Origin of the sequence: Gloeocapsopsis sp. IPPAS B-1203, from assembly GCF_002749975.1 — a bacterium.
Classification (GTDB): domain Bacteria; phylum Cyanobacteriota; class Cyanobacteriia; order Cyanobacteriales; family Chroococcidiopsidaceae; genus Gloeocapsopsis.
On record NZ_PEIG01000014.1, the window covers coordinates 23,446 to 46,514 of the forward strand.

Sequence of the window (23,069 nt, forward strand, 5' to 3'; positions counted from 1 at the left end):
TGGTACCTTCGTCAGTCTTGTAGCGCACTATTTAATACAGATAAATCTAGATGATACGACTCATTGTTATTTTCTTAATACTTTTATTTGGGGTAACGGAACCGGCGTTAGCGCAATCCCAACCACAAATAACAGCAGAACAGTTTCAACAACTCGACAGTTTAGCCCAACAAGCTTTAGATGCTACCAACAGTGGCGATTTTGCCACTGCAGAAACCTACTGGACGCAAATTATTGACTTATTTCCTGATAACCCTGCTGCATGGAGTAATCGTGGAAATGCCAGAGTGAGTCAAAACAAACTTGATGAAGCACTAGCCGACTACGATAAATCTGTAGAATTAGCCCCGAATGCTCCCGATCCTTACTTAAATCGCGGTACAGCCTATGAGGGATTAGAACGATGGGATCTGGCGATCGCTGACTACAATCGCGTCCTCGAAATTGACCCCAATGATGCGATGGCGTATAACAATCGCGGTAATGCTGAGGCTGGTTTAGGACAATGGGAAAATGCCATTGCCGATTATCGTAAATCAACAGAGATTGCCTCTAATTTTGCTTTTGCTCGTGCCAACTATGCTTTAGCGTTGTATCAAGTCGGCAAAAAAGACGAAGCAATTCGTAATATGCGCAATATTGTCCGTAAATATCCTAACTTTGCTGATATGCGGGCTGCCCTAACTGCAGCATATTGGGAACAAGGAAAACAAGGCGAAGCTGAGAGTAACTGGGTATCAGCAGTTGGACTCGATCAACGTTATCAAGATATCAACTGGGTCGCAAATATACGTCGTTGGCCTCCTGTCATGGTAGCAGCATTAGAGAAGTTTCAGAAATTAAAATCTTAGCAAGCTAATTTGGTAATAGGTAATGGCGAATGGGTAATAGGTGTTTTTTCAATGTCTAATTAACAATTACCAATGACCAAGTACCAATTACCAGTCAAGATGAAGTATTAAATTGATATGACGCACTTCGGTATTCTTTGCCCTAGTTCTCCTGGACATCTCAATCCAATGATGGCATTGGGTAAGGAATTAGTACGACGCGGACATCGTGTTACCTTAATTCAAGTTCCGGAACTAGAGTCTCAAGCATTAGCAGCAGGGTTAGAGTTTCAAGCAATTGGTGCCAAAGAGTTTCCACCTGGGATACTTGCCGAAAAATTTGCTCGTCTTGGTCAACTCAGTGGTTTGAAGGCGATCGCATTTACACTCGATTTAATCAAACAGGGTGGCACAATTATCCTGCGTGATGCTCCAAAAATGATTACATCAATTGGCATCGAAGCATTATTAGTTGATCAAGTTTCTCCAGAAAGTGCAACTGTAGCAAAGCACTTGAACATTCCTTTCATCACAATCTGTAATGCATTAATTCTCAATCAAGAACCTGGGATTCCTCCTTTTGTAACACCTTGGCAGCGTAACACAGCTTGGTGGGCATTACTTCGGAATGGCGTAACTTATGCAGTTTTAGAACGTGTCGCCCAACCTGTTCGCCAAGTCTTAGATGATTACCACCGCAAGTGGAATTTACCACTTTATAAAAAAGTTGCAGACTCGTTATCCAACTTGGCACAAATTAGCCAGCAACCTGCAGAATTTGAGTTTCCTCGAACGCAGTTACCAGAGTGTTTTCACTTTGCAGGACCTTTTGTTGATCCTGCTGGGCGTAAACCAGTAGCTTTTCCTTATGAAAAATTAACTGGACAACCACTCATTTATGCTTCAATGGGAACACTACAAAATCAGCAGCAGAAAATTTTTCAGGCGATCGCCTCTGCGTGTACAAATTTCAACGTTCAATTGGTAATTTCTCTCGGTGGTGGTAGCACTCCTGAAAGCTTACTTGAACTACTAGGCAAACCGCTTGTCGTTCAATATGCACCACAACTCGAACTTTTGCAAAAAGCGACACTAACAATTACTCATGCCGGATTAAATACTGCGTTGGAATCATTGAGTAATGGTGTACCAATGGTAGCAATACCCATTACAAACGATCAACCTGGTGTAGCAGCAAGAATTGCTTGGACAGGAACGGGAGAGTTTGTGTCGTTATCTCGTTTGAGTGTTCCTAGGCTGCAAAAGGCGATTCAACAGATCTTGACAAATGAAAATTACAAACAAAATGCACTTAAACTACAGCAAGCAATCCATCGTGCAGGAGGAGTGCGTCGTGCAGCAGATATCATTGAACAAGCTGTTCTCACCAAACAACCTGTACTGAATCATACAAGTTTTTGAATTTCAGTAGGAGTTAATTCTTGTACATTATCAAAAATAACTTTTGCGCCTGCGATTTTTAGTGTTTCAGTGTAGGCATTACGTCTTTGCAATGATTCTTGAACGTGCGGTGGTAAAATACCAACACCAATCCACATCCGACTCGGATCAAGCGATCGCGCTTTTTCTACTGTGTACATATCGGCAACTGTATCTCCTACATACACTACAGGAGTAAAATTGTCAAGAGCGTCACTTGTTAATTGTTGTACTGTTGCAATTAGTCCTGTCGGATCGGGTTTACTCGGTGCATCTTCCATCGCAACTAACACAGGAGATTGCAAACCTAAGCGTTTTTCCAACACATAATTTGCCGAACCTCGCGTCGCACCACTAAAAAATCCCCAAGCGATACCAGCCTTACTCAGTTCGTTTAAATAACTACTTTGTAATAGCAATGGTTCATTACAAATATACCCTGTCCAGTTTTCGGGGTCTGAGCCGCGATATCGAGATTGAAAGAATGCGACAATTGTTGAATAGTCTAGCGTTATCGAATGACGCTGTTGCCCTTGTTCCTCAAAGTAGCGATAAATTAACTCTTGTGACGCTTCCCAATCGTTATTCCAAATGCCTTCAGATTTGAGCACGTCAATGTCAGCTAAAGATGGACGATAAGCATTTTGTGTGAAGTGTTCTACTGTGTCTGCGATCGCCCGTCGATAGGAACCACCAACATCGCGTACTACGCCATCAATATCAAAAACAACGATTGCTGAAACAAGTTGAGATTGTTGTGTCATCTTTATCTCGTTAAGGGATTATTCCCTTGTGAGTCTCACCATTTTACCCCATTTATTCATCCACCAGTCGTACAAAATTCAGACCTCTGACCCCTGACCTCCGACCCCTTTAAATTCATTTCAGCAGATGTTATGGCATTGCGTTAATATAAATGGTTGCACAGTTAGTAATTTTGCCTGGTACTGCCTCGGAGGTTTGATTGTCAAAGTTTATTTTAAAAGTTCTCTGGCTAGACGAAAATGTGGCGCTTGCTGTCGATCAAGTAGTTGGTAAAGGGACAAGCCCTTTAACTCGTTACTTTTTCTGGCCTCGTAATGATGCTTGGGAAGAGTTAAAAAACGAATTAGAATCAAAAAACTGGATTACAGATCAAGAGCGTGTCGAGTTGCTCAACAAAGCAACCGAAGTCATCAACTACTGGCAAGAGGAAGGCAGAAATCGCCCAGTTGCTGAAGCGCAGGCAAAATTTCCGGAAGTTGCTTTTACCGGAAGCGCCTAGCATTATCCATGTAACTTGGCTTTCGCTGACAAATTGCTATCAAAAGTATAAACCACCCCTGTATCAATCGCATCAAGGGTGGTTTTTCGATAGCTAATTTGTAAGTATTTTAAGCAACAACAAAGATATCAGCATTCGTCAGTCCGAGATTAGACGAGAGTGTTGCAATTTGGGTTTGACTGCTTCCGCCTCTACCATCCGCATCAAAGAAAAAACCGCCAGTGTTTCGGTTGTAGATAAAGCGATCGCTACTATCACCTGCTGACGAACCAATGATAAATTGAGCTGTAGAAATTACCCTACCTGCAACGAGTCCACCACCAAAACCTGCTCTGGAAACTTGGATAGTATCGTCAATTACTGAGAAATCTGTAATTCGGTCAATACCTTGCGATCTCGACTGAAAGTAAAAAACATCTTTACCAGAACCACCCGTCAACACATCTGCACCAACATCACCCACTAGAGTATCGTTTCCTGTACCACTAATCAAAGTGTCATTGCCAAGCTTGCCATAAAGAATATCATTTCCACCGCCACCATCAAGGGTATTGCTTGCGGAGTTGCCTGTCATCGTATTATTTGTTGAAGTGCCGTAAGCATTAACTGCACCAGAAAACATCACTATGTTTTCTACATTTGCATCCATTACGAAGGAGGTAGCTGTGGAGTGATAAGTATCTGTACCTTCCCCTACATTTTCCATAGCAAAATCTGATGCATTATCAACAATGTAGATATCATTTCCCAATCCTCCAATAAGGGTATCAGCACCACCGCCGCCATCAAGTGTGTTATTTGCGGAGTTGCCCGTGATCTGATTCGCAATACTTGTTCCAGTCGCGTTAATAGCACCCGAAAGCATGACGAGGTTCTCGACGTTTGGATTCATCTGGAACGAACTTGCACTCGAACGATAAGTGTCTGTTCCCTCTCCAGGGTTTTCAATAGCAGAATCTGAAGCATGATCAACAAGATAAACGTCATCACCTTGTCCGCCATTCATTGTATCAATACCACCACCGCCGTCGAGCGTGTCATTGCCTAGTCCACCAGAAATGTTGTCATTGCCATTTCTGCTCTCAATTAGGTTGCTGGCTGAGTTACCCGTAAGCGTATCATTTCCGGAGCCACCCACCGCATTTTCAATTGTTACATTGTAAGCGATCGCGAGCGTCCGACTTTCAGCCGCTTGCCCATTCCAATAAGTAGGACCCAGTTCGCTCCATGTACCAGCATTCAGGTTAATATTGGCATTAGAAAACTGGTTAGACCAGTCAATTGTGTCTATACCACCGGCATCCCAGATCGCCTCAAAAATTTGTTGTCCTGGTGTCCACGAGTAAACTGTATTACCGCTGCGCGTACTCATATTTGTACCGTAGAGATACTGAATGGTAGCGATGTCATTCAACATCGGTGAGGTGGAATAAAAATTCTGTGTGTAACCAGTAAGAGGTGCATTGATGTAAGATCGGTAGCTCATAACTGAATAAGCAGTCGTATCTATGTTGCTATTGGCAATGCCACCAGTACCAGAATCATGCGGATGCTTTAGCCCCAACGCATGACCAATTTCATGCATAAATGTTGCATATCCGTACGTCCCTTCAGTTTCGGTGTTGTAGACGCTGTTATTGCTAAACCAAACATCTCCAGCAGTGGGTGAGGCTGCGGGAGTATAAGCCTCAGCTGTAGTCGCACCACTAGCCAGTTGAGATGATCTAGCAAAGCGCAGATCGCCAGCAACTGTTGCAGAGTCGATTACTTCAGTGAATTGAAGATTAGCCATTTCGCTCCAGGCAGCCAGAGCTTTTCTAGTCGCATTTTTTTGAGTAGCTGTAAATGGTGTAAAGCCGTTCCAGGGTTGAGCACCAGGTTGAGGATAAACACTAAAAGCATAATATGAAATGCCAAATTCACCGAAACTATAAGTCAAATTAGCACCCGTTCCAGTAGCACCTCCCCATTTTTGTCCGCTGATTAGACTATCAATGTTGTTTAAACCAGAAAAGCTTACTATAGACACAACACCGTTTGAAGTCGGAGTTGCTGCTGCAGGTATGCCAGCAGAAGAGACTGTACTATCTAAAACTATGCTGTCAGAAGACCCAGTAGAATTCAAAGGTGTGCCTAAAGCAGAAGTTGAATCATCAAAGCCATAGCTTAACTGCTTAGTTAGTGTTGACCGATTCAAATTACATAATGTACAGCCGCAAGTAGGATTGGTATTGTTTAGATTTGTCGTCAACTGCTCAGTTTCAGTGCTTTGACTATTGACTAAAGCAAGCGCTGAGTTATTTTCTATTCTTAAAAGTTGGATTTGCTCTTTAGTTAGAATCGCACCTTGCATTAGTACAGAGAAAATTGCCCCTTCATCACCAAACACCTCAGTGTCATTATTAACCCGTGAACTAATATATTGCCCAATTTTTTCTAGTAAAACACCTGTAATGACTGTGGGATTATCAATATTTTGACTTAGGTAATCTCGTGATACATCAATTGTATTGTTTGTGCTATTAAAAGTACCGTGTGGCTCATTAATTTCAGATGTTGGACGAATTTCTATTTTTGGTAGCTTGCTAAAATCTCCCTTTACCCAGTCTTGAGCCAACAGCTTTGCTGCTTGTAGCTCCAAACTATTTCCAAAGCTAACAGTTAACTTATCTAGAAAGTCTTCAGTATTGGCAAATGCTGTCAAAATCCTAAGAGATTTTTCAAGTGCTTGTTGGAGTGTTTCATCTATATTGAGTTGCATCAAAATGAATTCCTTTGTTATATGTAGTGAGAAACTGAAAATAGCGGATAAATAGTTAAAAATACCAAGACGCAGCTATTTTTTATCTGAGCAGAGATGAAAATAGTATTTTTAGCTAAGCCAGTAAGCGTAAACTTAACTTTCTAGAAAGAATCAAACATGAAAATAAAGCTATTAGCAATATTAAAAAGTTAGATAAAGTTAGTATTTACAGTTAATTAATTTTTAAAAATATAACAATATATAGATTTATTCAAGCTCTTATCTATGCATATTAAGAGCGAATTACATCATTTCAAATTAATGTTTTATGTTTAAAAACATTAATATATTCAGAATGATTTGTAACACTTGTCCTTAAAAGTGCTTAAATATTTAGATTGATGTATTATAAAATACATTTAAACATCTGGTGATGTCTCAGATTAGAAGGCTTTACAAGCGCTGGATAGTCAGCCTCAACTCATTTAATTCAAAGCATAGCTTTTCCCAAAGCTATAAAAATTGCCCTATTCAACAGTAAATTTATCTAAACTAAACTTTCTAAAGTTTGTTAAAAAAAATGCCGCAATGAAAGATTTTTAAGTATAAATACATAAATAGTGTCAAATGCATATAGTTCGCCTCATGCACCTATCAGTAGGTAGAAGAGGAGAATTGCAATTTAAGAAGAAACTCAGGGAGCGATCGCCAATGGATGCAGAGGAAGCATTACGCTTGATAGACAAACTTTTGCCACAGCAACGACTAGTTGATGTACAAGAACTCGTGTTTCGCCTGACATGGCAAGGATTAACTTACACAGAGATTGCCGAACAAACCAATTATGAAGCTGATTACATCAAGTTTGTTGGTTTTCAATTGTGGCAAATGCTTTCAAAAGCACTAGGAGAAAAAGTAAGCAAAAGTAATTTCAAGTCTGTTTTAAGAAGAAAAGTAGCAGAATTCAAAACAAGCGACTTGATCGGCGAACAAGCAAAATTAGCAACTAGGACAATTAATCATCCACAAGCGATCGCATCCTCACACTGCGACTGGAAAGAAGTAATCGATGTTTCAGTATTTTACGGACGTGCCTTAGAGCTTGCCAAGCTTCAACAATGGGTTACAAAAGACTACTGTCGCTTAATCGCATTTGTAGGTGTAGGAGGTATCGGGAAAACGGCTTTAGCAGTGAAATTAGCACAACGAGTGCAAAGTCAGTTTGAGTTTGTCATTTGGTGTAGTCTTAGAGATGCGCCACCTTTGTCAGAACTATTGACAACACTCATTAAATTCACTTCGCAACAGCATGAGATTTTACCTGCAGTAGGCAACATACCCGAACTCATCGAATATTTGCAGGCTTTTCGTTGTTTACTCATTCTCGATAACTTTGAAGCAATCCTCAGCAGCAATCAATGCACTAGTCGCTATCGCCCAGGCTACGAGGAATATGGAGAACTGCTACTCCAAGTCGGCAAAGTACCACATCAAAGTTGTTTATTACTCACTAGTCGAGAAAAACCTATAGAAATCGCAGCTTTAGAAGACAAATGTCTTCCTGTAAGAACACTGCAGGTTTCTGGAGTAAGAATAGGTACAGGACAGGAGATTTTAGTGACAAAAGGACTTCCAAGTTCTGTGGATGAAACTGAACAACTCATTGAATGCTACCAAGGGAATCCACTAGCTTTAAAAATTGCGGCAACTTTAATTTTAGATTTATTTGATGGTAAGATTGCAGACCTCTTACAGCAAAGAACCATTGCTCTTAATAGCATTTGCAATTTATTAGCTCACCAAATTCAACGGCTGTCGCCCTTAGAAGAACAAGTTATGTACTGGCTTGCACTCAACCGCGAACCAGTTTTAGCCGCACACTTACAAGCAGATGGTGTCTTGGCAATATCGCGATCGCACGTTATCGATACGTTAGAGTCATTGAGTTGGCGATCGCTGATTGAAAAAAGTCCTGCTGGATTTATCCAACATTCTATTGTTATGGAATTCACAATCGAGCAATTCATTAAACAGGTGTGTGTGGAGATTGCCACAGGCAAAATTTACTTGTTGAACCGCTACCCTTTGCTCAAAGCTACTGCTCAAGATTACGTCAAAAAAAGCCAAGTTCGGATGATTTTAGAGCCGATTTTAAGTCACTTGCACTCGCACTTTCAATCTCCAGCCGAAATAGAGCAGCAACTTCAGGAGATTCTGACAACACTACAAACACATTGTGCTGAATCTCCAGGATACGGTAGCGTTAATATCATGAATCTATTACGTCAGTTGCAAGTTGCTTTTAGTGGCGATTGTGTTGCTACTCTAGATCTCACACTGAACCTATAACACCCTCCCAGCAGGTGTAATCGCAATTACTTATCACATCCTTCAGGACAGCTAATCACACTTTCACTTGCTGAGTTCTTCACATTTTGTTACAAAGGTAGGAAGACGTTCCGTAAAGCTTAAAACGCAATGTTATTTGGCGGACTTAGTGGTTTAACCAATCCTACTGGCACTGACTGGGGAGAGCGAATGCTCAATACAGTTGCCAGTCAAACGATTCGCCATTTATTTACGCGAAGCGAGTCGGTAGAAGTCTCTGTCCGCTGCTATCCCTCCAGTAAATTACTTCAAGGTAGTATCGACAGCTTCAAAATGAGCGGTCAAGGCTTAGTGATTCGTAAAGACTTTTATGTCGATGAGATGTCGTTTGAAACCGATGCGGTTGCTATTGACTTTAGCTCAGTTCTAGGCGGCAAACTAACGCTTAAACAATCCACGCAAGCTGTTGCTCAAGTTACCTTGACTGAAGACGGTATCAATAACGCTTTCAACGCTGAACTAGTCAAAAAACGCCTTCAAAATATTGCATTACCAGGCTTAGCCGATATTTCTGGTGGTGAGTCAATTTCTTTTAGCGATGTTCGAGTTCAACTATTACCAGAAAATCAAGTCAAAATTTCAGCAAAAGCCGACATCAGTAACGGCGAATTAGTACCAATTAGCCTAAAAGCAACTTTAGGAGTAGAACGACGCCGACGTGTCACTTTTCAAAATCCTCAGTTTGAAGCAGAAGACGTTCCAGAAGAGCAACGCGAGCTTTCGCAAACTTTAACTAATGCCTTAGCCGAAATCTTAAATAACATGGTTGATTTGGATCGCTTTGACTTAGATGGCGTCATGATGCGGATCAACCGTCTAGAAACTCAAGGTCAAAAACTTATCTTCAGCGGCTACGCTCAAATTGACCGCATTCCTGGTAATGCTTAGTTATAAAGAGGAGTAGGAGGGTAAGAGGGAGAAATAGCAATTAAATCTCTCAATCCCTACAATGCTCCCACACTCTCACTTTCCTACTCTCCCACTAGTCACTAAATACTCTTTCCCTCGCTCCTATTCCCTCTTCTACCGTCCTACACCAACGTAATAGAATCCAGCTTGCTGTAGCTTCTCGCGGTCGAGGAAGTTACGACCATCGATCATAACAGGATTGTTCATCAAGCTTGCCATCTTTTCGTAATCAAGGTTTTGGAACTGTTTCCAGTCGGTCACTAAAACCAAAGCATCACAACCATCTGCAAGGCGCTCAGGATCGGTTTCAACCATTACGCCAGAAAGACCGTGGCGCATCCCGCTTTGAGAAACAATCGGGTCGTAGGCTTTGACTTTTGTTCCCAAACGATTGAGGTGCTCAATTAAGTTAAGCGCAGGAGCATCACGCATATCATCAGTATCAGGTTTGAAGGTTAAGCCGAGTAAGCCAACTGTCTTACCCTTCAGGATTTTGAGAACCTGTTGCAGTTTTTCAACTCCAATTAGGCGTTGACGCTGATTTACACTTACAGCAGCTTTGAGGAGGTGGGCTTCATAGCCATAGTCATCTGCAGTATGAATTAATGCTGAGACATCTTTAGGGAAGCAGGAACCACCCCAGCCAATCCCAGCTTGTAAGAATTTGTTACCAATCCGCGAGTCAAGCCCAATACCTCTAGCAACTTGAGTAACATCCGCACCTACGCGATCGCAAATATTTGCAACTTCATTGATAAAACTGATCTTGGTTGCCAAAAACGCATTAGCTGCGTACTTAATCATCTCCGCCGAACTAAGATCTGTGACTACAATGGGAACTGCTGGTAAAGCCTTATCTTCAGCAAACTGACGTTCCACAATTGGAGTATACAGTTCCTCCATCATCGCGATCGCTTTAGGGTTATTGCTACCTATGACAATGCGATCGGGGTTGAATGTATCGTAAACTGCCGATCCTTCCCGCAAAAACTCTGGGTTGCTGACAATATCAAACTCAGCGATTTGTGTTAAAGGCAAGTCTTCTTTAACGCTACCAGCGGTAACAGGAACTTTTTCGCTTTGACGTTCGGCAATCCCATCGAGTACGAGCATGCGTACCCAGTCGCCCGAACCAATTGGTACTGTAGATTTGTTAACAATGACTTTGTAGCCACCATTGAGATGCGTACCGATCCCGCGAGCGACAGCTTCTACATAGCGAGTGTCACTTTCCCCTGTTGGTAAGGGAGGTGTTCCTACTGCAATAAATAAAATTTCTCCATGATTCACACCTGCACCTAAATCAGTCGTGAACTCAATTTTGCCTGAGGCGATCGCCGCCTGCATAATCTCTGACAGTCCTGGTTCAAAAATCGGTGACTGTCCGGCTTTCATCAACTTAACTTTTTCCTCGTTGTTATCGACGCAAATGACATGATGCCCAACATGAGCCAAGCAAGCACCAGTCACTAAACCAACGTATCCAGTACCAATTACGCAAACACGCATATTTTGTCAATCCTCGATTTTATTGTTTTATGGTGGTTAGTAGTTAGTAGAGTATGTGGGATTTAGAGGTTTACAAGATTGTGGATCGACAGGTTTTAACATGACAATTCCCCGATCCCTGACCTCTGACTCACATTCCCTACTTTGCTATTTTGCTAGCTTCAACAGGATGCTCACTTTGAATGCGAGTCCGAAAATCTTCTATTGTGAGCTTGAGACCTTCTTGTAAAGGTACTGTAGGTTCCCAACCCAACCAAGTTTTAGCTCGGGTAATATCTGGACGGCGACGGCGAGGATCGTCTGAAGGTAAAGGCTCAAACTTGATCTCTGCATCTGGATTGATCAACTGCTGTACGGCAGTGGCTAGCTCTAAAATCGTATATTCGTCCGGATTTCCTAAATTAACAGGACCGATATGATCGTCATTCATTAGTCGCATCAGCCCTTCTACCAGATCGGAAACGTAGCAGAAACTACGAGTTTGAGAACCATCTCCATAGACAGTTAAGGGATTTCCACGCAGGGCTTGCACAACAAAATTACTGACAACTCGACCATCATTTTCTAACATTCGTGGACCATAGGTATTAAAAATCCGAGCAACACGAATATCAACATCATTTTGGCGATGATAATCAAATGAGAGCGTTTCAGCGATTCGCTTACCTTCGTCGTAGCAAGACCGAATTCCAATTGGATTGACATTTCCACGGTAATCTTCTGTTTGGGGATGAACTTCAGGATCGCCGTAGATTTCTGATGTTGAAGCTAACAAAAAGCGAGCCTTGACCCGCTTCGCTAATCCCAGCATATTCAACGTACCCATGACGCTGGTTTTAACTGTTTTAACTGGGTTGTACTGATAATGAACTGGAGAGGCAGGACAAGCGAGGTGATAGATTTGGTCTACTTCCAGCCGAATAGGTTCGGTGATGTCATGACGAACTAATTCAAAATAAGGGTGATCCAGCCATTTGAGGATGTTCCGCTTGTGACCAGTGTAGAAGTTATCTAGACAGATAACCTCATGTCCTTCTACCATCAATCGATCAATAAGATGGGAACCAACAAAACCAGCACCACCTGTAACCAAGATTCTCATAGTTTGTCAACAAATTAAATTAGGTATATTTAACCAGCGATCGCACTTTTGTATAAGGTAGCTTGCCTTAAGGCAGCGGTAAAGAGGCAATACTAAAATCAAGTCATTACCTCCCCTTGTACCTCAGGCACGATTTAGGCTGTATTCTGAGCGCAAATGATAATTTTTCTCTAGCTTCAATCAACTTTAGAAACAAACTGAGTATTAATTTAACGAGATTCAATAGCAAGCTATCAAATTTGGAAATATTAACTCAGCATAATAGCGTACAATTCACAAAATCTTTAATAAATTCTTATAGATTCTGTCGCAGTCTGTTATTTCTCCAATTTTGTGCGGTTTGAGCGCTGCAGGAATTGCTCTCTAATTACAGCAGCGTTACTTTTTTGTGGTTCTCCTAGCAAGACAATCGACCCTGAAAGTTGCGCGACTAACTGAGACGTCAAATCACTCACCGCTAATCCGCCAGCACTTGTACGACGCTGAATCGAGCGCAGCACGACTAAATCGTATGCTTTAGCTGCAGTAATAATTGCTTGTGCGACATTTTCGTGGGGGACGACTTCAACAACTGGAGCTTGAGGTAAAGCCAGTTTGGACACTAGAAGCTCAATATTTGATTTGTTCCAGGCAATGCTACTCGGTTTAATGCGGCGATCGCAGACGTTCAATAAAGTAACCTGTGCCCCAATGGCTGTAGCGAGCAGTAAAGCAAAACGCAACGGACGCAAGGCTTCTGGCGTAAAGTTTTGCACAGGTACAAGAATGCGTCGAATTTTTGTGGGAGATTCAAGCAGGCGGGTGACAGCGACTGGACAATGTGATGCCCACAAGACACTATCAATCACATTACCAAACAAGCGAGCGCGAAAGCCAGTACGTTTCCCCCAGCCCATAACAATTAAATTAGCATCTTGTTCGCGGCTAGCACGCGTGATGCCAAGGGCGATCGCATCATCAATGCGTAGGACTGATTCGGCAGTGACACCTAAGTCGTGGCTGAGTGCAGTAGCTTTATCTAACAGTGCATCAGCTTTGACGATAGCACTTTCCAACTGTGGTGCATCCATGTGTGCTGGTCCAGTAGCGATCGCAAGTGGTACAAGCCGTCCTTGTGCTTGACGTGCGATTAATGCTGCCATTTCAATCAAATATTGCTCTGTATCAGGATTGTAGACCGGAACGACCACAGTCAAAGGCTGTTCAGTATTTGTAGCGTCCAAATCAAGTGGCTTTGCATCTGAAGTCACACTCACAGTAGATGTCATCAACCCAACTGCTACTCGACTCGTTAGCAATGGTCCCAAAGTTGCTGTTACAAGCATCAAAACAATAACGCTATTCAACATACCTTCATTGAGTAGTCCGGCGCGGTATCCTACTAATGTTGCAGCTAAGGTTGCTCCCACTTGCGGTATTGACAAAGACCACATTGTTAGTGCTTCTAGCCAGTTGTATCGATAAATCAGCTTTGCCAAAAAAGCAGCAATAAATTTGCTACCAATCAAACCAATAACAATCGCCAGCGTCAGCCAAATATTACTAATGCTGGCAACAAAAGCTGGAATATTAATCAGCAACCCTAAATCAACAAAAAAGATCGGAATAAAAAGTACACTGCCAACAAATACAACCTTTTCTTTAACAGGTCCTTCCCCAACAACGTCATTGACTGCTAATCCTGCCAAAAATGCGCCGACAATTTTTTCTACCCCAATCAACTGTGCGCCTACAGCAGCTAGAAATACTGCCAGTAGAACAAAGAGAAATTGCTTTCCCTCCTCATCACCTGAACGTCGGAAAAACTCTTTTCCTGCCCAATCAAAGCCAATTAAAACCGCAGCTGAATAAAGAAACAATGAGCCTAGTAACGTAATCAAGCTCAGAGCAGTAAATTCTCCTGCATGAATTGCTACACAAATGGCTAATACTAACAGTGCGCCAATATCTGTAAAAATTGTGGCACCAATAGTAACCGTAACAGCTTCATTATTAATAACTCCCAAACGACTAATAATTGGATATGCCAATAGCGTATGTGAAGCAAACAGCGAACCAATTAAAATTGATGCATTCCAGCCGAAGCCAAAAATCCGCCCGACAAGTGTTCCGACAATAAGCGGTACTAAGAATGTAAAAGTCCCAAACCCCAAAGATTTATTACGTGTTTGCCGGAACTGTTCCATGTCGACTTCCAGTCCAGCAACAAACATGAGATAGACTAAACCAATATTGGATAGTAACCTGATTGTTGGCTGTTCAGTCTGGAATAAATTTAAAACATTAGGTCCTAGTAAAACGCCAGCTAGTAGCAAACCAACTAAACCTGGTAGCCGCAACCGTTCAAATACAATTGGTACAACAAGAATGACTATCAGTAAAATCACAAAAGGAACGATTGGTTCGTTTGCGAAAACTTCCGAAGCCGGTTCCACTGCAAGGACGTGAAGGAATGACATAGACAGCACTGAGGAGAAAAGCTAGAGGGATTTATGTAGCCAGCTTGTCAGCATTTACAAGAGCAAGAAAAACAACAAAGGCAACGAAAACTTGATAAATTTCCCTACTTCAAGTTGTTAGACTGCTTCCTGAGATTGTATGTTGAATTGACCAAAAAGTCAGAGATTGGGGATTGGAGTTGAGGAGACTTAAGATGCCTCCGACTAAAATCGGGGCTATTCAAGCAAAGTGTGCACCTTTGTACCTAGAGCAAGCTTTTAACAGTAAGTCAACAAAGAGACAAGGGTTGTGGGGCAGCATCATGCGCGACTGCATTCTTGATTTCCCTGATCCCTGACCCCTTCTATGGATGAATTTGGCTAAGAACAACTTTTAAGCGGTCGTAGTCATCTTTTAATAACACACTTAAAGTTCTCCCTGCTTTAACTAGCCATTCTCGGTCAGCTTTGCGTAATTGATATACTTCGCGAATTGCAGCAGCTGTCAGTGCTTCTACAGGCGCGCCATTAACTTGAAGCAAAGTCCTCAAAAAATCGAGTTGTTCCGAGAAAGCAACAATGGTCTCAGGGTCACAGTGATAAACAGCTTGGTGAATTTGTGGTGGTCGGGGTGGTAAATACTGATAAAATCGCTGTGGAGATCTTGCCTCAGGCGGTCGCTCAAAGCCCACGATCGCAGCTCTGAATTCAGTTTTGAGCATCGCGAAGATTTGTGGTTGTTGTTCGCGCAAGTCTTGTAAAGATAAACCTAATGCTCTTGCCCGATGGATCGAATCAATTGGCATCGTCGTTGCGTAGTAAACTACCGCATAAACTTGATTACCAGATTCTTCATCGACAGATTTTACCCAACTGCCGAACGCAGGCATAACAGGAAAGCTTAAATCGTCTGGTTCTAGACACTGAGCCCAGAATTCAGTTGTTGAGGTTTCTATGACTTCAGCGATGTAGTTTGGAGCGCGATCGCCTGTGGCAAATTGTGGTAAGGGAAGACGCATATGAGGGGTCGGAGGTCAAAATAGTAATTAGCTTTTAGCTAAACCCTACAACTGACAGTGGGGGTGTTAAATGTAGAAATACTATGGATTTTTTCTATAACTCAAGCTAGGGCTTGCAACTCCTGACAATTAGCTAATTGCTAAGAGCTAACAGCTAATTGCTTTTGGGTTATTTGGCTTTTTTGCGTCCAGTCTCTACTGGTTCTAGTTCTGAGAGGTTGAAAGTAATCAGCTTGTCCCAGTTGCCTCCTTCAAATAGCACAGCGGCTTTACCATCACTCACACGCTGTACTAATCCTTGAAAACGGTAGTAAGTATCGTTGGGATTTGTCACGCACACAGCTGTTCCAGGCAGGATCATCATATCTCTCTCTATAGTTTTGCTTTTAATAGCTTACTAAAAACGGTTGTTTCAAGATATCTATTGTCTATATTCGTTTTGGCACAGGCTCAAATCACTCTAAAATTATTATGCTACAGTTTCAGCCTCTAGGCTTTGGTCAAGGAGTTATACAAACATCATTAGGCTTAATCGTCTACTATGCCCCTGTCGATCCGATGTGGGCTGCTGCTACCTTCAAGCCAGATGAAAATGTACCATCTTTAGTTTTTCTACATAACTTTGGTGGCGGGGCTTCTGCTTATGAATGGTCTAAAGTCTACCCTGCTTTTGCAAATGACTATCAAGTTTTAGCACCAGATTTAATCGGTTGGGGTCAATCAACGCATCCTGCGCGAGATTACCAAATTGATGACTATCTCACAACTATTGCCGAGTTCATCCAAAAAACTTGTCGTCAAGGTGCGATCGCTGTTGCTTCTTCTTTAACTGCTGCATTGGTGATTCGTCTCGCTGTTCAACAGCCTGATTTATTTCAGTCGCTGTTTCTTGTTTGTCCTTCTGGATTTGACGACTTTGGGCAGGGCGCGGGACGTCGCTTACCCTTACAACTTATTGGAACACCGCTATTAAACGACTTGATTTACGCTGTAGGCGCACAAAATGAACTTGCAGTCCGTAACTTTCTACAGCAATTTCTCTTTGCTCAACCAAACCGAGTTACAGAGGAAATGGTAGCTGCCTACTTAGCCTCAGCACAACAACCTAATGCCAAATACGCAGCACTGGCGTTCTTGCAAGGAGAGCTTTATTTTGACTTGTCGTTATATATTCAACAGCTAACTGTACCTACAGTCATCCTTTGGGGAGAAGCGGCACAATTTACACCGCTTGCTTTGGGAAGACGGCTAGCTCAGTTGAACCCACAAACGATTCAGCAGTTTCAAGCGATCGCATCCACAGGTGTATTACCTCATCTTGAAGCACCTGAAATTGTCATTGGTTTATTGCAACTCTATCTTCAGACACTGTCTACTTAAATGTGTCTCAAGTTACAAAAGATCTGCAAGCACTAAAGCAACTATTTTGTCAACCGTACGTCAATATGCTTTAGAGAACAAGTAGCAATATTGCTTTAAAAAGAGCAATATTTGCGCTTTTTTACGCTTAAACAAACTACTTTCTGGCATTAGTTAACCATAGGAACCTTTAATTCCTGCTAATGTCTACTCATTCTAGATAGCTACCAAAATTTTCGGAGAGTCCTTTACATATGTCTACTTTCAAGCACTGGCAATCGGGAACCGCTGGATTAATGGCTTTGGGGATAACTGTTGGTGCTGTTGCTCCTCTGATCGCACCCGCTCCATCTTTTGCACAAGCGTCTGCGTTTGCTGACGTTCCCGCTAACTATTGGGCAAGTCCTTTTATTGCAGAACTAGCAAGCAGAAATATTATTGCAGGTTTTCCAGATGGCGGTTTTCGACCAGAAGAGCCAGTGACACGCGCTCAGTTTGCGGCAATGGTGAGTAGGGCTTTTCCACGCGCAGGACAAAGACCTGCAGTCCAATTCACCGATGTACCTGCAAACTACTGGGGCGCAGCAGCAATTCAGCAAGCTTACACAACGGGCTTTCTGGCAGGCTATCCTGGTAATCGTTTTGAACCGAATCAAAATATTCCCCGCGAACAAGTTTTAGTGTCTCTCGCTAATGGTTTAAATTACACTGCGAGTGCCGACGCTAATACTGTTTTGAGTCAATTTTATGGCGACGCTAATGCGATTTCTAGCTACGCACGCGCTCCAATCGCCGCAGCAACCGAACGACGCATTGTTGTTAATTACCCAAATGTCCAATTCCTCAATCCAACGCAAACAGCAACGCGAGCAGATGTAGCAGCATTTATCTATCAAGCGTTAGCTAGTGCGGGGCAAGTGGCTGCCGTTAATTCACCCTATGTTGTCGGACAAGTGCAGCAACCAACAACGCCAGCGACACTCACAATTCCTAGTGGTACAAGTCTTCCTGTAAGATACGATCAAGCTGAGCGCATTCTCGTCACGCGCGATGAAACAGCACCGTTGACGCTCACAGTAGCACAAAACATCATCACGCAAAACGGCACAGTGTTAATTCCTTCAGGTAGCCAAGTTGTTGGTGAACTGCGACCTGCGGAGGGGGGTTCTCAATTTGTTGCCCGCGAATTAGTTTTAGCTAATGGGCAGCGTTTTCAGTTTGATGCAACATCTGAAGTGATTACTCGTACAGAGCGAGTACGTCGCGGAGCTAATGCAGGTCGAATTGTCCGCAATGCTGCTTTAGGTGCTGCTGCTGCTGCTGCTATTTCTGCAGTGACTGGAGATCGGGCGATCGCTACTGAAGAAGTCTTAGGTGGTGCAGGCGTTGGTGCTTTACTCGGCTTATTCTTAGGTCGAGACAGTGTTGATCTTGTTGCTATTGATCCTGATACTGATTTACAACTAACACTAGGTTCTGATTTAGTACTTACTCCAGGTTCCACACAGCAATCACCGCAATAGTCCAACAAAGTAAAACAAGTACCAGTCATTCAGTTTTTTAACTAAAGAGGCTATGAAATGTGGGTTAGGCATCTTGCCTGCCCATTGGTATAGCGATTAGTCAATAGCTAATCGCTTTTTTTTGTCAGTGGTAGCCACACAACAAAAGTCGTTCCAGGATTTTTGTTAGTTGAATTAGAGATTTGTGCAGGACTAAAAACTTGAATTTTTCCTTGCATTTGCTCAATCAAATCTTTCGCGATCGCCAATCCTAAACCTGTCCCAGGAATTTGTGATGCTGCTTGTACACCACGATAGTGTCGCTCAAACATATGCTCTAAATCTTGCGCTGGAATTCCTGAACCAGTATCACTAATTGCAATACCCTGAAAATTATCAGCTGTTTGCCCAGCTTGAATATAAATTCGTCCTCCTGGTGGTGTATATTTTAAGGCATTGTCGAGTAGATTGCTGAACACTTCTCTTAAAGCGACTGGATTAGCACTGATTAAGGGCAAATTAGGAGGAATATCTAACTGGATATTTAAGTGACGTTCTTGAGCGATCGCATTTGAGCTATCTAATAGAGGTGCAAGAATATTAGTTATTGAACACGGCTCAGTGTTTTCCTGAATATTCGGTAGAAGTACCAAAGGCTTTGATATTTGTTCAACTGACTTTTCTAACAACACAGGCTTTTCTGTTTGTGGTGTTAGCTCAATAATACGGTCAAATTGTTTGAGTAATTCTTGGATGCGATCGCTCTCTCGAACAATATTTTCTGCCACTTTATGATTAGCATCACCTGGAACAAAGCGCTTAATAAGAAGTTTTCCAAACGTGCGTAAAGCTGTTAGAGGATTGCGCAATTGATGCAATAAATTATCAAGCAAATCGCGCTGCGTTTCTAATAAAACTTGCTGTTGAGCAAACTGCTGTTCATACCACTCGCGACGTTGATCAAGTACTCTTGCTAATGCAAGTGTTTGTGCAATACGTTCAATTTCATCACGTTCGCGCTCATCCCAAGGCATATGCTCGCGATTTGTTACTAGTAGTCCCATGAAAACGTTGTCATGCATTAAGGGCAAAATAATTTGCGTACTTGGTAACAGACTATAGTGAGTCGATGTGTCGTTTATTTGCTCTGTTTCTAGTAAAGATTCTAAAGGTTCAACCTCTAACGAGATAACTTTCTGAGGATCAGATAACAGTGGTAGCAAGGCGTTACTCACTTCGGGTATGAGCGTTACAGGCTGTGAAGCTTGCCAAGCAGCTTCTGGATAGGCAACGACCGGAATTAACTTTGTTTGTGTTTCTCCTTCTTCTAGCAGTTCTTCTGTCAGGTACACGACACTTAAAGTTGCTCCTAAACTTTGCGTCAGTAAGGCAACTTGCGATCGATATAGCGCAACTAACTCGGAACTATTGGACATTAACATTAACAAAGTACTCTTTCAATCTGTGTAAACCAAACTTTTAATTCTAGTATTCTGTGAGAGCAGGTGTCAGACAAGACTAAGAAAGTACATATATAACAATAACGGTTTCATCAAGCGTGCCGTAGAAAGTAATAACTGGTACTCTCTATTTAAAAATCGTCAGGCTATTTCTTCACTCAATCTTGAGTTATAAATCTTAAGCAAATTTTCCTAGGCTAAAATAAACGACTTTGTATCAAAACCTTAATAAAAGTTGATTTTTTAATCTCAATCTCATATACTGACGACGGCTTTTGTAACCATGACTACAATCTTCAGCTTGAAAGAGGAGGGAAAGAGGTTGGCAAGGAGACGGAAACGCAAGAGTCGTCGTCGCCAAGAAGGACGCCGAATCCTCGAGCACATTGCCCAATTTAGCATTGAAAGTGGCGAAGATAAACCTGTGACAGCCGCACGAAAATTTATTCAAGCGGAGGGGATTCTGCCACCGGCATTGCTTCTAGTTAAACGGAATGAGCATACGACAGACCGTTATTTTTGGGCAGAAAAAGGTCTATTCGGGGCGCAATATGTGGAAGAAAACCATTTTTTGTTTCCTAGTTTAAGAACATTAGAATCTCCAGAGCAAGAAAGCCTGGCTGTTCGCAAATGAATGCACCTGTTGTCTCAATCGCTGGCCAAACTGTTAAAAATTTTTAAGAAAGTTTTTTTTCTTGAAAAGCTTGCGAGGATTTGCCAGAAAGTAGAGCAATCTGTCTTACATCTTTTACCCCACATTTGAGCAAATCTCTAAGTGGGGTATTTTATTTCAGCCTTGTGTCTTATTCAGATGGTTTTAACTTAAGAGAGCGCTGTAACTCAATTAGCTCGTCTCTATGAGCCACAACTGTAATTTGTTGCAACTCATGCGGTAGGCTTGATTGATTGGGAAACTTAAGTAGTACCCGCTCTGGACGACCAGCTTTTTTCCAATAAAATATACCGGCTACAGGAGACAGTAGCACTAAAACAAGGAAGAGCGAACTCAACCCAGGGAAAAGCAAAGACCAGACAAGAGCCAGACACAATATTCCGATAGCTGCTAGCAATGTTAAAAAAATTGCTAAGAAAATGCTCGGTTTGACGAAACCTTCATATGTCACTTGATTTTGTGCTGAGTCAATGGTAGCTACCCGATATGAGCGGTGAGCAAAATACTGTTGTAGCTCATCAAACATAGAAGTTTTCTCTTGCTCAAAGACAAGAGTCACTTCTTTGGTACGGTCTTTAACTGATGCTCGAATAAAGAAAAATAGCCCGACTGCTAGTAGCAAAGTCAGTACCAACGTAGAAGCAAGAGATGTAACACTCATCATTTATCGTTACAGTGTGCAACGCTTTCTTTTAATTATTGATTATTTGTTACACGCATACCACTACCTGCATACCCTCGCCATAAACTTGCTAATTCCTGAGCCTGCGGCAACCAATCAGGATTGATTTGATACATCCTGCGAGGACGACCGCGACCTTCTACCTTGCGCCAGTAACCAGTAATAGCTTTTTCATCTTCAAGAAATTTGAGCGCGCTATACAAAACAGTATCAGAAAGACGGTATAGAGGATTCTCAGTCTCCAAGCGTTGAATTAACTCTGTTCCATAAGACTCTGCTTCTAGCAATACTGACAAAACATAACATACTGCTAATTCTTGGCATAAATAAGTTGGAGGAGGGTTTTGAAAAAACTCATAAATCTCATGAATTTTCATTTCTTTAAATCGCTTAATTTGCCTATGGCTAACTTCAAGCATTGCTCCAGGTATTTATCATCAAAACTATATTGTTCGCCTCATTGCAAATCTATTGAAAGGCTGACTATTCAACAAGCATTTTGGGCACGCGTACCGTTTAGTAATTCTATACTTTTAATTTGCTTTTGTCTGCGAAAGTTTATGAATAAAAAACTAAAATTACCTTAATGCTATGAAATATGTACTTATACGCGGTGAGCAAACATAACTAACATGAATAAATCTTAAACTTACCAATATTTTTTGCTTTCAGAGAAAAATTGATCGAAAAATAAAGGATATTTTTCTCCTGGCAAGAGTGATAAATAATTAACTCTAATATACTCATAAGTTAAATCAATTACGATACCTATCTTATTAATAAAGGAAAAGTACCTGCACAATTAAAAATAGATTATAAATAATTTTAATTTTAGATAGTGTAAAGCCTGGCATATATAAGATAAAACAATGATAAAGAAAAAAAACTTAATCAGAGAAAAGAAGTTTAGTGAGTCAAAAAACTTTCTATTTAATGCTTAAGTGGTAACAGATGTAAGTCAAGTAGTGATGGCTTAATGAGAAAGCTACTTAATAAATGAAACACTTAGCTGAACAAAGTGTAATTGGTTGATCGTCAATTTTGTGAGATTTCCAACTAAATGTGCTGTCAGAGTCACTAATAAATGTGATAAGAATCTAGTTATGGGTACTGCTACTTGAGACTAGAACGATGATTAACAAGTCAGATTCTTCGCTACCTTCGGGGTTGCAACGAATTGCGATCGCATTTCGGATAGCTGGCTGGCTTAGTTTTTGGACTCAGTTAGTTTTAGCGGTAGTCTCGGCTGTGGTATTGTTATCAGCAAGTGTCAGTCGAGATACATCGCCAACTGCACAACAAAGTCCAGGAACAGGCGTTGGCATCGTTTTAGCCGTCAGTGGATTAGTCACGTTAGGTTTAGGTATTTATTTAGCTTTTCGTTATATCCGCATTGGTAAACGTTTACTTTCGGCAAATGCGACTAATCGTCCGCGCAAGGCAGATACCATTCAAATTCTCCGGCTGGGATTGATTGTTAATTTGGTAGGAATGTTGTTAACAATCATGGGAGCGCAAGCGATCGCCGGTACACTGCTACTAAGGTCTTTTGCTTTACCACAGACAGGTTTAGGTGCAGCGATTTACAATCCACAGCAACTCATTCGTCCCTTAGATATATTAGTAGTCCAAGCAAATACAAACACTGTAGCGGCTCATTTTGCAGGACTGGTGGCTTCGCTATTTCTTTTAGGACGCATTACTAAAAACTAGCCCAAGTCGCGGCAGAATAGGCATAAGCATTGTATTCT

19 protein-coding genes are annotated in these 23,069 nt (G+C 41.8%); 9 read left to right on the top strand and 10 right to left on the bottom strand.

Features of this window, described 5'->3' with window-relative positions; translation table 11 throughout:
• Positions 1-50: 50 nt before the first annotated feature.
• Together CSQ79_RS21005 and CSQ79_RS21010 are read left to right on the top strand one after the other, a co-directional pair.
• Positions 51-851 (top strand): tetratricopeptide repeat protein, encoded by an 801-nt coding sequence (locus CSQ79_RS21005; protein ID WP_099703081.1) that lies wholly within the window; start codon positions 51-53, stop codon positions 849-851.
• Between the two features lie 117 nt (positions 852-968).
• Positions 969-2,252: a glycosyltransferase gene (locus CSQ79_RS21010; protein WP_099703082.1), complete on the top strand. Its 1,284-nt coding sequence runs from the start codon at positions 969-971 to the stop codon at positions 2,250-2,252.
• Here CSQ79_RS21010 and CSQ79_RS21015 read toward each other — a convergent pair.
• Positions 2,237-3,034, bottom strand: coding sequence for a TIGR01548 family HAD-type hydrolase (locus tag CSQ79_RS21015; RefSeq protein WP_099703083.1), 798 nt, complete (start codon positions 3,032-3,034; stop codon positions 2,237-2,239). The two genes, CSQ79_RS21010 and CSQ79_RS21015, sit on opposite strands and share 16 nt — an antisense overlap.
• A 200-nt stretch (positions 3,035-3,234) precedes the next feature.
• Between CSQ79_RS21015 and CSQ79_RS21020 the strand changes: the two genes are divergently transcribed.
• Positions 3,235-3,534, top strand: a complete 300-nt coding sequence (locus CSQ79_RS21020; RefSeq protein ID WP_099703084.1) for a 30S ribosomal protein PSRP-3 — start codon at positions 3,235-3,237, stop codon at positions 3,532-3,534.
• Positions 3,535-3,643: 109 nt separating this feature from the next.
• Here the strand turns inward: CSQ79_RS21020 and CSQ79_RS21025 are convergent, their stop codons facing one another.
• The gene (locus CSQ79_RS21025; protein WP_099703085.1) at positions 3,644-6,295 is read right to left on the bottom strand and encodes a M10 family metallopeptidase; all 2,652 of its coding nucleotides are present in this window, start codon (positions 6,293-6,295) and stop codon (positions 3,644-3,646) included.
• Positions 6,296-6,922: 627 nt separating this feature from the next.
• Here CSQ79_RS21025 and CSQ79_RS21030 point away from each other — a divergent pair.
• Positions 6,923-8,626: a helix-turn-helix domain-containing protein gene (locus CSQ79_RS21030; RefSeq protein ID WP_289501394.1), complete on the top strand. Its 1,704-nt coding sequence runs from the start codon at positions 6,923-6,925 to the stop codon at positions 8,624-8,626.
• Between the two features lie 129 nt (positions 8,627-8,755).
• Positions 8,756-9,553 (top strand): LmeA family phospholipid-binding protein, encoded by a 798-nt coding sequence (locus CSQ79_RS21035; protein ID WP_099703087.1) that lies wholly within the window; start codon positions 8,756-8,758, stop codon positions 9,551-9,553.
• A 135-nt stretch (positions 9,554-9,688) separates the two neighbouring features.
• Here CSQ79_RS21035 and CSQ79_RS21040 read toward each other — a convergent pair whose 3' ends face one another.
• The 5 genes from CSQ79_RS21040 to CSQ79_RS21060 all read right to left on the bottom strand — a co-directional run bounded on the left by CSQ79_RS21040 (position 9,689) and on the right by CSQ79_RS21060 (position 16,003).
• Positions 9,689-11,083 (bottom strand): UDP-glucose dehydrogenase family protein, encoded by a 1,395-nt coding sequence (locus tag CSQ79_RS21040; RefSeq protein WP_099703088.1) that lies wholly within the window; start codon positions 11,081-11,083, stop codon positions 9,689-9,691.
• 139 nt (positions 11,084-11,222) lie between these two features.
• On the bottom strand, positions 11,223-12,185 hold the full coding sequence (locus CSQ79_RS21045; protein ID WP_099703089.1) for a UDP-glucuronic acid decarboxylase family protein: 963 nt from the start codon (positions 12,183-12,185) through the stop codon (positions 11,223-11,225).
• Between the two features lie 317 nt (positions 12,186-12,502).
• Positions 12,503-14,644: a cation:proton antiporter domain-containing protein gene (locus tag CSQ79_RS21050; protein WP_099703090.1), complete on the bottom strand. Its 2,142-nt coding sequence runs from the start codon at positions 14,642-14,644 to the stop codon at positions 12,503-12,505.
• Positions 14,645-14,988: 344 nt separating this feature from the next.
• Complete coding sequence (locus CSQ79_RS21055) at positions 14,989-15,642, bottom strand: HAS-barrel domain-containing protein (protein ID WP_099703091.1); 654 nt, start codon at positions 15,640-15,642, stop codon at positions 14,989-14,991.
• 169 nt (positions 15,643-15,811) lie between these two features.
• Positions 15,812-16,003, bottom strand: coding sequence for an NAD(P)H dehydrogenase subunit NdhS (locus CSQ79_RS21060; protein WP_099703185.1), 192 nt, complete (start codon positions 16,001-16,003; stop codon positions 15,812-15,814).
• A gap of 110 nt (positions 16,004-16,113) precedes the next feature.
• Here CSQ79_RS21060 and CSQ79_RS21065 point away from each other — a divergent pair, with 110 nt between their 5' ends.
• Complete coding sequence (locus CSQ79_RS21065) at positions 16,114-17,022, top strand: alpha/beta fold hydrolase (RefSeq protein WP_099703092.1); 909 nt, start codon at positions 16,114-16,116, stop codon at positions 17,020-17,022.
• A gap of 233 nt (positions 17,023-17,255) precedes the next feature.
• A complete protein-coding gene (locus tag CSQ79_RS21070; protein ID WP_099703093.1) occupies positions 17,256-18,524 on the top strand; it encodes an S-layer homology domain-containing protein in 1,269 nt (422 codons plus the stop codon).
• Positions 18,525-18,631: 107 nt separating this feature from the next.
• Here the strand turns inward: CSQ79_RS21070 and CSQ79_RS21075 are convergent, their stop codons facing one another.
• On the bottom strand, positions 18,632-19,945 hold the full coding sequence (locus CSQ79_RS21075; protein WP_099703094.1) for a sensor histidine kinase: 1,314 nt from the start codon (positions 19,943-19,945) through the stop codon (positions 18,632-18,634).
• A 340-nt stretch (positions 19,946-20,285) separates the two neighbouring features.
• Here CSQ79_RS21075 and CSQ79_RS21080 point away from each other — a divergent pair, with 340 nt between their 5' ends.
• Positions 20,286-20,597, top strand: a complete 312-nt coding sequence (locus CSQ79_RS21080) for a DUF3155 domain-containing protein (protein ID WP_099703186.1) — start codon at positions 20,286-20,288, stop codon at positions 20,595-20,597.
• A gap of 169 nt (positions 20,598-20,766) precedes the next feature.
• On the opposite strand, the gene CSQ79_RS21085 is transcribed toward CSQ79_RS21080, so the two are convergent.
• Positions 20,767-21,297 (bottom strand): cofactor assembly of complex C subunit B, encoded by a 531-nt coding sequence (locus CSQ79_RS21085; RefSeq protein WP_502693951.1) that lies wholly within the window; start codon positions 21,295-21,297, stop codon positions 20,767-20,769.
• Positions 21,298-21,332: 35 nt separating this feature from the next.
• A complete protein-coding gene (locus CSQ79_RS21090) occupies positions 21,333-21,695 on the bottom strand; it encodes a PadR family transcriptional regulator (RefSeq protein WP_099703187.1) in 363 nt (120 codons plus the stop codon).
• A 757-nt stretch (positions 21,696-22,452) separates the two neighbouring features.
• Between CSQ79_RS21090 and CSQ79_RS21095 the strand changes: the two genes are divergently transcribed.
• Positions 22,453-23,031 (top strand): DUF3611 family protein, encoded by a 579-nt coding sequence (locus tag CSQ79_RS21095; RefSeq protein ID WP_502693952.1) that lies wholly within the window; start codon positions 22,453-22,455, stop codon positions 23,029-23,031.
• Positions 23,032-23,069: the final 38 nt, after the last annotated feature.

Bases quoted from the DNA above. Each gene is read 5' to 3' on its own strand.
- CSQ79_RS21005 (WP_099703081.1), top strand. From the start codon at position 51: ATGATACGACTCATTGTTATTTTCTTAATACTTTTATTTGGGGTAACG.
- CSQ79_RS21010 (WP_099703082.1), top strand. From the start codon at position 969: ATGACGCACTTCGGTATTCTTTGCCCTAGTTCTCCTGGACATCTCAAT.
- CSQ79_RS21015 (WP_099703083.1), bottom strand. From the start codon at position 3,034: ATGACACAACAATCTCAACTTGTTTCAGCAATCGTTGTTTTTGATATT.
- CSQ79_RS21025 (WP_099703085.1), bottom strand. From the start codon at position 6,295: ATGCAACTCAATATAGATGAAACACTCCAACAAGCACTTGAAAAATCT.
- CSQ79_RS21030 (WP_289501394.1), top strand. From the start codon at position 6,923: ATGCACCTATCAGTAGGTAGAAGAGGAGAATTGCAATTTAAGAAGAAA.
- CSQ79_RS21035 (WP_099703087.1), top strand. From the start codon at position 8,756: ATGTTATTTGGCGGACTTAGTGGTTTAACCAATCCTACTGGCACTGAC.
- CSQ79_RS21040 (WP_099703088.1), bottom strand. From the start codon at position 11,083: ATGCGTGTTTGCGTAATTGGTACTGGATACGTTGGTTTAGTGACTGGT.
- CSQ79_RS21045 (WP_099703089.1), bottom strand. From the start codon at position 12,185: ATGAGAATCTTGGTTACAGGTGGTGCTGGTTTTGTTGGTTCCCATCTT.
- CSQ79_RS21050 (WP_099703090.1), bottom strand. From the start codon at position 14,644: ATGTCATTCCTTCACGTCCTTGCAGTGGAACCGGCTTCGGAAGTTTTC.
- CSQ79_RS21055 (WP_099703091.1), bottom strand. From the start codon at position 15,642: ATGCGTCTTCCCTTACCACAATTTGCCACAGGCGATCGCGCTCCAAAC.
- CSQ79_RS21060 (WP_099703185.1), bottom strand. From the start codon at position 16,003: ATGATCCTGCCTGGAACAGCTGTGTGCGTGACAAATCCCAACGATACT.
- CSQ79_RS21065 (WP_099703092.1), top strand. From the start codon at position 16,114: ATGCTACAGTTTCAGCCTCTAGGCTTTGGTCAAGGAGTTATACAAACA.
- CSQ79_RS21070 (WP_099703093.1), top strand. From the start codon at position 17,256: ATGTCTACTTTCAAGCACTGGCAATCGGGAACCGCTGGATTAATGGCT.
- CSQ79_RS21075 (WP_099703094.1), bottom strand. From the start codon at position 19,945: ATGTTAATGTCCAATAGTTCCGAGTTAGTTGCGCTATATCGATCGCAA.
- CSQ79_RS21085 (WP_502693951.1), bottom strand. From the start codon at position 21,297: ATGAGTGTTACATCTCTTGCTTCTACGTTGGTACTGACTTTGCTACTA.
- CSQ79_RS21090 (WP_099703187.1), bottom strand. From the start codon at position 21,695: ATGAAAATTCATGAGATTTATGAGTTTTTTCAAAACCCTCCTCCAACT.